General features: G+C 75.2%; 10 protein-coding genes. 7 read left to right on the forward strand and 3 right to left on the reverse strand.

All coding sequences use genetic code 11. The features are described from left to right. Positions 1-473 (forward strand): hypothetical protein (locus IN07_RS09165; RefSeq protein WP_036335365.1); only part of this gene is annotated, 473 nt, incomplete at its 5' end. Positions 474-549: 76 nt separating this feature from the next. Here the strand turns inward: IN07_RS09165 and IN07_RS09170 are convergent. Beyond that, complete coding sequence (locus IN07_RS09170) at positions 550-1,644, reverse strand: LCP family protein (protein WP_052091063.1); 1,095 nt, start codon at positions 1,642-1,644, stop codon at positions 550-552. A gap of 248 nt (positions 1,645-1,892) precedes the next feature. Between IN07_RS09170 and IN07_RS09175 the strand changes: the two genes are divergently transcribed. Beyond that, positions 1,893-3,212, forward strand: coding sequence for a UDP-glucose dehydrogenase family protein (locus IN07_RS09175; protein WP_036335366.1), 1,320 nt, complete (start codon positions 1,893-1,895; stop codon positions 3,210-3,212). Between the two features lie 9 nt (positions 3,213-3,221). Here IN07_RS09175 and IN07_RS09180 read toward each other — a convergent pair whose 3' ends face one another. Then, complete coding sequence (locus IN07_RS09180) at positions 3,222-4,370, reverse strand: acyltransferase family protein (RefSeq protein WP_036335367.1); 1,149 nt, start codon at positions 4,368-4,370, stop codon at positions 3,222-3,224. 198 nt (positions 4,371-4,568) lie between these two features. Between IN07_RS09180 and IN07_RS09185 the strand changes: the two genes are divergently transcribed. The 5 genes from IN07_RS09185 to IN07_RS09205 are packed head-to-tail and all read left to right on the forward strand — an operon-like array spanning position 4,569 to position 10,305. Further along, positions 4,569-6,065, forward strand: coding sequence for a P-loop NTPase family protein (locus IN07_RS09185; protein ID WP_036335368.1), 1,497 nt, complete (start codon positions 4,569-4,571; stop codon positions 6,063-6,065). Positions 6,066-6,067: 2 nt separating this feature from the next. After that, entirely contained in the window at positions 6,068-7,405 is a 1,338-nt protein-coding gene (locus IN07_RS09190; protein WP_052091064.1) for a lipopolysaccharide biosynthesis protein, read from the forward strand. Continuing rightward, positions 7,402-8,724 (forward strand): hypothetical protein, encoded by a 1,323-nt coding sequence (locus IN07_RS09195; RefSeq protein ID WP_052091065.1) that lies wholly within the window; start codon positions 7,402-7,404, stop codon positions 8,722-8,724. The genes IN07_RS09190 and IN07_RS09195 overlap by 4 nt, the downstream gene beginning before the upstream one ends. Then, positions 8,721-9,809 (forward strand): glycosyltransferase family 4 protein, encoded by a 1,089-nt coding sequence (locus IN07_RS09200; RefSeq protein ID WP_036335369.1) that lies wholly within the window; start codon positions 8,721-8,723, stop codon positions 9,807-9,809. The genes IN07_RS09195 and IN07_RS09200 overlap by 4 nt, the downstream gene beginning before the upstream one ends. Then, complete coding sequence (locus IN07_RS09205) at positions 9,799-10,305, forward strand: hypothetical protein (RefSeq protein WP_036335370.1); 507 nt, start codon at positions 9,799-9,801, stop codon at positions 10,303-10,305. Before IN07_RS09200 ends, IN07_RS09205 begins: the two co-directional genes overlap by 11 nt. A gap of 9 nt (positions 10,306-10,314) precedes the next feature. Here IN07_RS09205 and IN07_RS09210 read toward each other — a convergent pair. Beyond that, positions 10,315-11,595: glycosyl hydrolase family 28-related protein (locus IN07_RS09210; RefSeq protein ID WP_231558071.1), on the reverse strand; the 1,281-nt coding region annotated here is incomplete at its 5' end.

The following is an 11,595-nucleotide window of genomic DNA, read 5'->3' on the forward strand; positions in this document are numbered from 1 at the left end:
ACGGCCTGCGCGGCATGAGCACCGGGAACCACGCCGACGTCTTCCAGCCCTGGGGTGGCCTGCGCGAGTACCGCATCGACCGGCTGACCGGCTCGTCGAACTTCCAGGGCCTGCACGTCTTCGAGAACACCGGCCCGATCGGCCGCGGCACCATCCGCAACACCAACATCGTCGGCACGAACGACGGCACGGTCAGCAAGGGTGGCTACTACATCTGGACCGACTGCAACGACGACTACCCGCTGGCCCTGGACGGCGTCTACGTCGCCCCCCGGCCCGGCCGTCCCTTCGGCCAGAGCGTCTGGCCCTCGGTCACCCACAAGCAGTGCGCCGCGAAGGTCGCCAACGGCGTGGCGACCTGGCCGAAGGACAGCTCCATCACCGGCAGCGTGAAGCAGGGCCGCCCGTCGTCCGGTGACTTCGTCCCCGCCGGCTCGGTCGGCCGGAGCTACACCTCGCCCGGCTACCGCTGACCTGAGCTCGCAGTCGCAGTGAGCAGTCCAGTCGCGCCGGAGTCGGGTGGTCCACCCGGCCCCGGCGCGACTGCGTTCACCGGGGTACCTCGGGCAGGGCCTCGTCGCTGAACTCGGCGGCGTTCTGGCCCAGCGAGTCGGTCTGCAGGTAGCCCCACATGCGCTCGCCGGCCGTCTGATCCACGTAGACCACGCTGGCCGCCCCCTCGGTGCCGATGCCCAGCACCGGGGCGGTGAAGAACTCGACGTCGGCCGGGGTGAGGCCGCGCAGCGAATAGGCCAGCGACAGCAGGTCCCCGTTGTCGAGGGCATCGTCGACGGCGACCGCGTTCGTGACCGCCAGCAGCGTCGAGTCGAGCTTGCCCGGTGAGGTGAACACCTCCTGGCTGAACAGTTTGGTGAACATCGCGCGCAGGTAGTTCTGCTGCCGCTTCACCCGATCGAAGTCGCCACCGGGCAGGTCGTAACGCTGGCCCACGTACCAGCGGGCCTGGTCGCCGTCGAGGTGGTTGGGGCCGGCGGTGAAGGTGTACGGCCCGTTGCTCGTCGTCTCCGAGACGACGACGTCGACGCCACCGAGGTCGTCGGTCACCTGGATCAGCCCGGCGAAGTCGATCGCCGCGTAGTGGTCGATCCGCACGCCGGTCAGCTGTTCGATCGTCTCGATCAGCAGTGTGGGGCCGCCGAGCGCATAGGCAGCGTTGATCTTGTCCTTCCCGTACCCGGGGATGTCGACCCAGGAGTCGCGGGGGATGGAGACGACCTGAGCGTGCTCGCGGTCGCCGGCGAAGCGGGCCACCATGATCGCGTCGGCGCGGGCGTCGGGCAGCTCGCCCGGCTCGAGTTCGGCGCGGGTGTCCGAGCCCACCAGCAAGAAGGTGACCGGGTCGGCGGTCGCCTCAGGCTGGTCGACCGGCGACGCGGGGGCCGGGCGGGCGCCGTCGTCGAGTTCGGCGAAGACGTCGCCGACCCGCTCGATGTTGCCGCCGTACCGGTTGCTGACGAACCACAGGCCGGTACCGATGGCGAGCGCGAGCACCAGTGCCAGCGCGCTCAGGCTGATCAGCGTGCGCCGCACCCATCGCCGTCGGGGGGTGGTCTCGACCACCTCGGCATCGGAACCGGCCGACTCCGCGGCGGGTCCGTCGCCATCCGTCTGGACGCTGCTCATGCCCACCGCCTTTCCGTCACTCCATCGGACCCTAAGGACAGCGGGCCGCCGAGCAGCGGTCGCGGACGGCCGGGTCATCCCAGGGAGGGACGTCTCCCCGCGCGGGTGATGTCGGTGACGTCGGTCCCACCCGGTGAACAGTCGGCCACAGCTGGGTGACCGCGGCTGGCGCGCGGGCGGGTGCGTTGTCTACCGTGCGCGTGGAGTTGGGCGCGTCGGGTGTCCGCAGGTAGGGGAGTGGCACGCGCATGAAGATCTCGGTCATCGGTTGCGGCTACCTGGGCGCGGTGCACGCGGCCTCGATGGCCGAGCTCGGGCACGACGTCGTGGGCATCGACGTCGACCAGCCGAAGATCGACGCGCTGCAGCGGGCCAAGGCCCCGTTCTACGAGCCGGGTTTCGAGGAGCTGCTGGGCACGTCCCTGGCAACGGGGCGCCTGCGGTTCAGCACCGACATGGCCGACGCCGGCGACGCCGTCGTCCACTTCGTCTGCGTGGGCACCCCGCAGAAGCGCGGGGAGTACGCCGCGGACCTGCGGTTCGTCGAGTCGGCCGTTGAGAGCCTGCTGGCGGCGCTCAAGCCCGGTGACCTGGTGGCCGGGAAGTCGACGGTCCCGGTGGGCACGGCGGCCCGGCTGGCGGAGCTGGTCGAGAGCAAGGTGCCCGGGGCGATGCTGGCCTGGAACCCGGAGTTCCTCCGCGAGGGCTTCGCGGTCCAGGACACGCTGCACCCGGACCGGCTGGTCTACGGCCTCCCTGCCGGCCCCGACGGTGAGACGGCGCGGGCGATGCTGGACGAGGTCTACGCCTCGATCGTCGCGGTGGGCACCCCGCAGGTGGTCACCGACTACGCGACCGCGGAGATGGTGAAGACCGCGGCCAACTCATTCCTGGCCACGAAGATCTCCTTCATCAACGCGATGGCCGAGCTGTGCGAGGCGACCGGGGCCGACGTGAAGCAGCTGGCCGACGCGATCGGTCACGACGACCGGATCGGCCGCAAGTTCCTCAACGCCGGCCTCGGCTTCGGTGGCGGTTGCCTGCCCAAGGACATCCGGGCGTTCATGGCCCGTGCCGGGGAACTCGGCGCTGACCAGGCGCTGACGTTCCTGCGCGAGGTCGACAACATCAACATGCGCCGCCGGATCCGGATGGTCGAGCTGGCCCGCGAGGTCTGCGACGGCTCGCTGGTCGGCAAGCGGGTGGCGGTGCTGGGCGCGGCGTTCAAGCCCAACAGCGACGACATCCGCGACTCCCCGGCGCTGAACGTCGCCGCCCAGCTGCAATTGCAGGGCGCCGCGGTGCGGGTCACCGACCCCGCGGCCGGGGACAACATCCGCCGCAGCTGGCCGCAGCTCGACGCCGTGGACACCCCGGAGGAGGCTGCGGAACGGGCCGACGCAGTCCTGGTGCTCACCGAGTGGCAGCAGTACCGGGACCTGGACCCGGTGGCCTTCGGCAAGGTCGTGGGGCAGAAGCGGATGCTCGACGGGCGCAACGCGCTGGACCGCGACCGCTGGGTGGCCGCCGGCTGGACCTACCGCGCACTGGGCCGCCGCGCCGGCTGAGCCCGCGGTCTACCGGCGGGCGCCGTCCCGGCCGGTCGGCCGGCTCGGTGCCCGGTCCTGCTCCGCGCTCAGTCGGCGAGCGGATGACGGGTCGACGGCAGCCGGTCCGCGCGTTCGTGGACGGAGAGCCAGGGGCAGGTCGAACAGCCAGTTCGCCCACGGCCGCCCGGCCGTGAAGGTGGCGACGGCGAACGGGATGCCGACGCCGGCGACGACGGCCACCGCAGCGATGGCGTACGGCTGGTCGACCCCGAGCTGCACGAGCACGATCCGCACGCCGGCGACGACCAGCACGTGCGCCAGGTAGATCGGCAGGGTGCGGCGGCCGATCGCGGCCAGCAGGTCGCGCAGCGGCGGCACTCGGGCCAGCAGCACCGATACGGCGAGCAGCGCGATCGTGCCGGCGACCGCGGCGCCGAGGCTCAGTGCCCGCTCGACCAGGCCGACCTCGGCCGGCAGGGTCGACGGCGCGACGTCGGCCTGGAGCAGCAGCCCCAGCGAGGCGGCGGCGAGCAGCCCGACCGCCGTCCAGGCCCGGACCGGGCCCTGCATCCACGTGCCCAGCCGGGCCAGCCCGACCATGGACCCGGCCGCGGCGAACGCCAGCAGCGAGAGCCCGGTCAGCCCGAACAGGGTCGGGTTCCAGCCCCAGGTGAGCAGGCTGGCCAGCACCAGCCCGCCGCCGCCCAGCAGCCGGCGGGCCGGGCCCTGCCACGGTCGCAGCACGGCCAGCACCACCGACGTCACGATCAGGAACGGCAGGAACCACAGGTGGGCGAACGGCTCCCACACCCGCCAGATCGCCCCGGGCTCCCGCGGCACGTTCTTGACCTCGTTGGTCGCCAGCTCGGCGAGGCTCTGCACCAGGTACCAGAGCAGGTAGAGCCAGAGCATCAGCGTGGCCCGCTCGCGGACGTAGCCGGCCGCCCCACGCCTGGTCACCGCGCGGGGCACGAACAGCCCGAGCAGGAACGCCAGGGCCGGCATCCGGAACAGGTACAGCGCTGAGTTGACCGCCTCGAGGGGGTGGTCGGCCCCGATCAGGCCGGCGTTGAGCATGCCGTCGATGGAGTGGTTGGCCGCCACGCCGATGATCGCCACGGCCCGCGCGACGTCGATCGCCGCCACCCGCTGCGGGCGCGTGGGGGCCTCGGTCACGCGGCAGAGCCTAGGTGTCGATCTTCCTGTGTCCACCGGCGGTGTGAAGGCGTCTTCGCAGGTCAGCGCCCCGTTCCCTGCCGTCCACCCGGCGTTCACCCGGAGGGATGAGTGGCAAGAGCGCAGCCGGCCGAGCCCTATCATCTGGACGCTGTTGCGGGCGGACTCCGCCGATGGCACGAGGGAGGACGCACGCGCATGAGCAGCTCGACAGGCCGGCCGGCCGGCACCAACCCGGGAGGCGGGGCGCCCGACGACGCCACCCGGGCGGACACCTGGCCCGGGCCGGCCGCACCGCTGGCCTGGCTGGCCCGGCTGGCGCTCGTCGGCGCCCTGCTCGGCGGGCTGCTCGGCCTGCTGGTCGGGCTCGCCGCCGAGGAGGAGGTCACCGCCTCGGCCACCTTCGAGGTCGTCCCCGACGCCCAGGTGCTCAGCGGCCCGCTGCCGACCACCGCCCAGACCGGCACCGACGACTCCCTGGTCGCCGGCCAGCTCGAGGCGCTGGACGCGCTGCGGCTGACCCAGGACGAGCAGACGGATGACGCGGTCACCGTCTCCGTCGCACAGGTCGGCACCTCCGACGTCCTGCGGATCAGCGCCACCGCCCCCACCGCCGAGCAGGCCCTCCAGGCCATGACGACGCTGCTCGACGGCTACGTCACCGCCCGCCAAGAGGCCGCCGGGACGGCGGTGACCGCGGCGCTGGACGCGGTGCAGCAGCGGCTGGACGCCCTCGGCGAGCCGGGCGCGGTGAACAGCCCGGTGGCCCAGGAGGTCGAGCGGCTGCTCGCCGAGCAGAGCCAGCTGACCGGCGCCGCCACCCGGGTCCCCGACCTGGTGCCGGTGCTGCGCGCCCCGAGCCTGGACCAGGAGACCGGCGCACCGGCCGCGCTGCTGTCCACCGTGCTGGGCGCCGTGCTCGGTGCCGTGCTGCTGCTGGCCGCTGGCGCGGTGTGGCGGGCGACGTCGAACCGGCTGTTCGACGCCCGGCTGCTGGTGGCGGCCGGCGTGCCCGTGCTGCTGCCGCGGCTGCCGGCCGGGCGGGTCCGGGGCCGCAGCCCGCAGGTGCCCGTCCAGCTGCCCCGGGCCGATGCCCTCTCGGCGGCCCGGCTGCTCGTGCCGCAGGTGCTCGACGTCAGCGCCGGTGCCCGCCGCCTCGTCGTGGTCGGTGCCGACGAGCGCGCCGGCGCCGCCGAGGTCGCCTGGGAGCTGGCCTGGGCGATCTCCTCCACCGGCGCCCCTGTGGTGCTGGTGACCACCGCGGCGCACGCGCACGGCAGCCGCCCGCCCGGGTCGGCGGAGTTCCCCGGCGAGCAGGCGCACACGCCGCTGCTGACCGTCCTCGCCGTCCCGCCGCACGACGGCGACGCGGCGCTGGCCGCGACCGTCGCCCGGCACACCGCCGCCGGCCGGCACGTGCTGCTGCACGCCCCGGCGCTCACCTCCGGCGCCCGGTTCGGCGAGACCGCCCGGCACGCCGAGCAGGCGGTCGTCGTCGTGGGGGAGGGGGTCACCTCGCTGGAGGACGCGCTGGCCGCCGTCCGCGACGTGACGTCGTCCGGCCCGGCGTTGCGCGGCGTCGTCGTCACCACCACCGGGCGGCACCTGGGGCGCGACCGGCCCCAGCCGTCGCCCCCGCGGGCTGCGGAGGAGACGACGTCCCCTCGGCAGGAGCCCGTCGCCAGCGAGGCCTGACCGTGGCGGTCCAGGCGGGGGAGCAGAGCCAGGAGGTCCGCCGGAGCTTCGGCCTGCGGATGGTCGTGGCCGTGCTCGGGCTGGTCGCCACGTTCCTGACGTCGGTGCTGGCGGTCCGCACCCTCGACGACCGCGCGGCCACCGGCTTCCTGGCCGTGCTCGGCGCCCTGATGCTCGGGCCGATGGTCGGCCGGCTGGGCCTGGGTCAGCACGCCATCCGGGCGATCGCCGCGGCCTCCTCCCCGGTCGAGGTGGCCGCCCAGGTGCTCGCCCACCTGCGGGCGGTCGCGCTGTTGAGCGTGGTCACCGCACCGGCGGTCGCCTGGGTGGCCACCGCGGTCGTCCGCGACGACCGCGCGCTGGTGGTCGCGCTGGTCGCCGGGCTGATCGTGCTGGAGACGGTCCGGCTCACCATCAGCGACGTCTACGCCGCGGTCGGCCGGATCCGCTGGTCGGTCGCGGCCACCCACCACAGCCGGTCGGTGCTCGCCCTGCTCGCCATGGGCGTCGTCGTCTGGGCACAGGACGGCCGGACGTCGCTGGTCACCCTGCTCACCGTCTACGCCGCGACCTCCCTCGCGCTGCTGGCGGTGGTGCTGCTCCGGCTGCCGCTGCGGGCCCGGGTGCGGGGCGCCCGCTGGTGGTCGCCGATGGCCGCCGCCGTCGCGGGCGGGGCCTGGCTGTTCACCGTCGAGCTCGGCGCCTTCCTGGTCGGCCGCGGCGACGTCTGGCTGGCCGGCTGGGCCTTCCCCGGCGAGCAGGCGCTGCTCTACTCGACCGCCAGCGTGCTGGCCATGCAGGTCACGGTGCTCGAGGGGCTGGCCAACATCGCGATCACCCCGGTCGCCGCGCGGCTGGAGGCCGAGGGCCGCCGCGACCGGGTGCTCGGCCTGCTGTCGGCCGCGGCCACCGTCTCGACCGCGGTCACCGTGCTGCTGGTCGCCGCCACCTGGCTGCTCGCCCCGCAGGTCCTCACGCTCTACGGCGAGGGCCTGGACGACGCCGCCCCCTACCTCGCGGTGCTGGCCACCGGCGGCCTGGGCATGGCGGTCTGCGGCTCCTGCGCGGTGCTGCTCGTCGTCACCGGCCACGGCCGCACCGCCGCCCGCGCCGTCGGGCTGGCGCTCCTGGTGGTCGTGCCCGTCGCCGTCCTCGCCGCCCGGCTGGGCGGTCCGCTCGCGCTGGCCCTCACCAGCGCCACGGCGACCGTGGTGCTCTTCGGCTCCTACGCGGTCGTCTGCCGCCGGGCCTTCGGGACGGCGCCGCTGCCCGGGCTGCAGCTGCGGCGCAGCCTGCGGCTGCTGGCCGGCCGCGAACCGGACGGCGGAGGAGCCCGATGAGCACCCGGATCACCGCCGTCCGGCCGCGGACGGCGGACCTCGGCGGCCGGCCCGGGGGCGTGTGGTGGCTCTCGCCGGTCGCGCTGATCGGGCTGGTCGCGCTGCCCACCACCTGGCTGAGCCTGGCCATCGCCGACGAGCGCTACCGGGCGCTGTGGGGCACCCCGAAGGCGATCGACCTGGAGTGGACGCTGTGGTTCACCGCCGGCCTGCTGCTGTTCCTGGGCGGTGCGCTGCTGCCGGGGCTGCGCGGTGCCCGCCGGGTGCCGGGCTGGCCGGGGCTGTCGGCCGGCGACCTGCGCGTCCTGGAGCGCGCGGCCACGGTGCTGTTCTGGCTGACCATGGTCGGCTACCTCGCCTACGGCATCAACGCCGTCCGGGTGGGCCTGGACCCGGTCGTGCTGGTGACCGCGCTGATCGACCAGGAGCTCTACGGCCTGGGCATCCGCGACCAGCTGGGCACCGTGCCCGGGCTGACCACGATGACCCAGTTCGGCGTCGCGTTCGTCGTCCTGACCGGTGTGCTGCTGCTGGCGCAGGGGCGCCGGCCGCGGTACCTGCGCCGGCTGGCGGTGGTCGCCTTCCTCGCCCTGCTGCGTGCCTTCTTCGTCACCGAGCGCCTCGCCCTGCTCGAGCTGCTCGTGCCGCTGTTGGTGCTGGTGGTGGCCGGGATGTCCCGGACCGCCCGGGGCACCCGGCGCGCGGCGTTCCTGCCCGCGGTGCTGCTGCCGGTGGTGGTGGTGGTCTTCGCCGCCTTCGAGTACTCGCGCAGCTGGGTGTTCTACGCGGCGCAGGGCGGCCAGTCCTTCCCCGTCTTCGTGGTGGAGCGCTTCGCCGGCTACTACGTCACCGCCTACAACAACGGCGCCATCCGGCTGCTGCACCAGGAGCCGGCCGGGCTGCCCTACGACCTGTGGTCGGCGTTCTGGACGGCGCCGGGCATCGGCAGCCTGAACCTGTTCCGGTCGCTCACCGGCGTCGACCCGGAGCCCGCCTACACGCTGGCGCTCGCCCAGTTCGGCAACCCGGAGTTCAACAACTACGGCGGCGTGGCCAGCCCGTTCGTCGACCTGGGGATCGCCGGCGGGCTGCTGTTCTTCCTCGGTGCCGGGCTGCTGACCGGCACCCTGCACCGCGCCCTGCGCGAGGGCCGGATCTGGGGCCTGCTGCTCTATCCGCTGTTCGTGCTGACCATGCTCGAGCTGCCGCGCTACTTCTACCTCGGCCAGGGCCGGGCCACCCCCGGGCTGGTCGCCCTGGTCGTGGTGGCGCTGCTGGTCAACCGTGCCCGACGACGCCGTACCGGAGCCGTGCTGTGACGCCCCGCCCGCTGCGCTACCTGCTGATCGGCACGCACGTCCCGCCGTCGGGCGAGGGCGGGGGGATGGTCCGCTACGTCGTGCAGCTGGCCCGCGGGCTGGCCGCCCGCGACGACGTGGAGCTGCACGTGCTGGCCGGCGCCGGTGCGCAGGGGGCCTTCACCCACCTGGTCGACGCCGACCGGGTGCACACCCTGCCCGGCCGCGGCCCGCTGGTCTCCGCCGTCGAGCGGCTGGCCGGCGCGCGGGTCGGCGGCCCGATGGACGTCGTGCACGGCACCAAGCACCTGCTGCCCCGCGGGGTGCCCGGCGTCGGCGTGCTGACCGTGCACGACATGCTCGCGCTGGACCGGCCACACGACTTCGGCCGGGCCAAGCGCTGGCTGGTGCGCCCGCCGTACCTCGCCTCGCTGCGGGCCGCCGACGCGCTGGTGTGCGTCAGCGCCGCCACCCGGGAGCGGCTGGTCAGCTACCTGCCGTCCACGGCCCCCCGCACCTCCGTGGTGCACCACCCCGACGGCTCCTCGCTCACCGACGTCGTCCCGGAGGTCGTGCCCGAGCTGGTCGGCCGGCCGTTCGCGCTGGTCGTGGGCGACCCCTCACCGCGGAAGAACGTCGGCCTGGTCGTCGACGCCTGGGCGCAGGTGCGCGCCGCCGTCCCCGACGCGGTGCTCGTGGTGGTCGGCCCGGACAGCTGGGGGCCCACCGACCGCGGCCGGGCGTTCGCCGGGCTGGCCGCCGACGGCGCGGTCCTCGCGATGGGCCACGTCCCCGACGGCCGGCTGCGCTGGCTCTACGAGCACGCCCGGGTGGTGCTGTGCCCCAGCCTCGCCGAGGGCTTCGGCCTGCCCGCCGCGGAGGGGCTGGCGCTGGGCGCACCGGTGCTGACCTCGGAGGACCCGGCGCTGGCCGAGGCCTCCCCGGTCGGGGCGCAGCGGCTGCCCGGCCGCCGTCCCGAGGTGTGGGCCGCCGCGCTGGTGGAGCACCTCGGCCGGACCCGGCCACCGGTGCTGCTCCGGCCGGCCCGCCGCGGCTGGGACGACGTCGTCGAGGAGACCCTGGAGGCGGTCCGCCGTGCCCGCTGACGTCCGCGCCATCCTCTCCACCCCGGTGTTCGGCGAGGTGCTGGGCGTGCTGCACGTCGCCGGCCCCGCCGAGCTGGCCACGGCCCGGGCGACCGCCGCCGCGCAGACCGCCGCCGGCTGGCGCACCGGTGTGCTCGAGCCCGCCGCACTGCCCGACGCGGCGCTGGACGACGTCGACGTGGTGGTGCTCTGGGGCCGGCGCGCCGCCGCCGGTCGGGACGTCGTCGCCGGCCGGCGGGCGACCGTCGTCGTCCTCGGGGCCCGGGACGTGCGCGCGGTGCTGACCTCGCCGCTGCGCTGGGCCCGGGAGCTGCGCCGGACGCCGCGCACCAACCTGCTGCTGGTGCCCGCCGGGCTGGCCGAGCGCTACACCCGCTGGGGTCCGCCGGTGCCGCTGGCGCACCGCCCCGAGGGGCTGCCGGAGCCGGACGCCGTCACCGTGCTGTCGGCCTGGACGGCGCGGGCCCACGCGTTCGGCGCGCGGCCGGCCGGCTGAGCCGGCCGTTCACCAGCCGCGGCGGTCGGGGACGGGGGAGCCGTCGTCCCGGACGCCGAGCAGCCGCACCGCCGGGGGCACGTTCGTGTAGAACGGCCGCGGCGGGCCACCGGTGAGCGAGATCCCGGAGAGGGTGACCCGCTGGACGCCCGCGCCCGGGTCGGCCAGCACCCCGAGGTCCCAGCTGGCGCCGGCCCGGGTGCCGCTGACCGCCAGGTCCCGGATCGTGACGTCGGCGGTCGTGGTGCCGCTGTTGCCGGCGTAGACGAGCACCGCGCCGTGGTCCTTGGCCGGGTTGGCGTTGGCTCCGGTCACCGTGCCGCGAGTGACCCGCACCCGGCGCGAGGGGAACGTGTAGTACGGGTCGCCCTCGCTGCCCACGTAGACCGCGGCGGCGTCGGTGTCCCGGATCGCCACGTCGGTGTAGGTGATGTCGTCCCCGCCGACGACGGAGATGCCCCGGCCCCACGTCGTCCCGTTCACCGTCGGCGAGGTGATCTGCACCCGCGCGCACGGCACCCCGTCGGCCCGGTAGGAGACGACGGCGACCCCGTCGTCCCCGGTGCCGGTGGTGACGGGGGAGACGACCCGGCCGTCGTGCGCGCCGCCGGTGACGTGCACGCCGTCGGCGCGGCTGCCGACGACCGTCACCCGGTCCAGCAGGAACCCGCCGGAGCCGTTGCCGACGTAGAAGCCGGCCGCCGCCGCGCCCCGGACGTGCACGTCGCGCAGCACCACCCCGTCGGCGGAGACCCGGACCTTCATCTGCTCGTAGGCGTGGAAGCGCTGGGTGGAGGTGCGGAGGGCGAAGGTGACCCCCTCGACCACCACCCGGTCGGCGTCGACGTGGAAGGCCGACCGGGTCTCCTGGGTGGCGGTGACGGTCGCGCCCGCGCCGGTGACCGTGAGGCCGGGGGTGCGCACCCGGAGGACGTCGGAGTGCAGGTAGGTCGCGCCCGCGCGGAGCCGCAGGGTGCTCCCCGCCGGCACGCTGTCCAGCGCCCGCTGCAGCGCCGCGGTGTCGTCGCGGACGCCGTCGCCCACGGCGCCGAACCGCTCGACCGGGACCACCTGGCGCGCCGCGCCGGCCGGCACGACGGCCCCCGTGGCGCCGGGACCGGTGGCGGCTGCCGTGGGCGTGGCGCCGGGCGGCACCGTCGACCCCGTGGGCCCGACGGCACACAGCGCCAGCAGCGCGCTCGCCAGCACCGCCCGGGACACCAGGCGCCGGGCGCGCCCGCTGGAGCCCGCGCCCACGCGCGGGCTCATCGGGCGCCGGCCAGGCGGAGC

Origin of the sequence: Modestobacter caceresii, assembly GCF_000761485.1 — a bacterium.
GTDB classification, from domain to species: Bacteria; Actinomycetota; Actinomycetes; order Mycobacteriales; family Geodermatophilaceae; genus Modestobacter; species Modestobacter caceresii.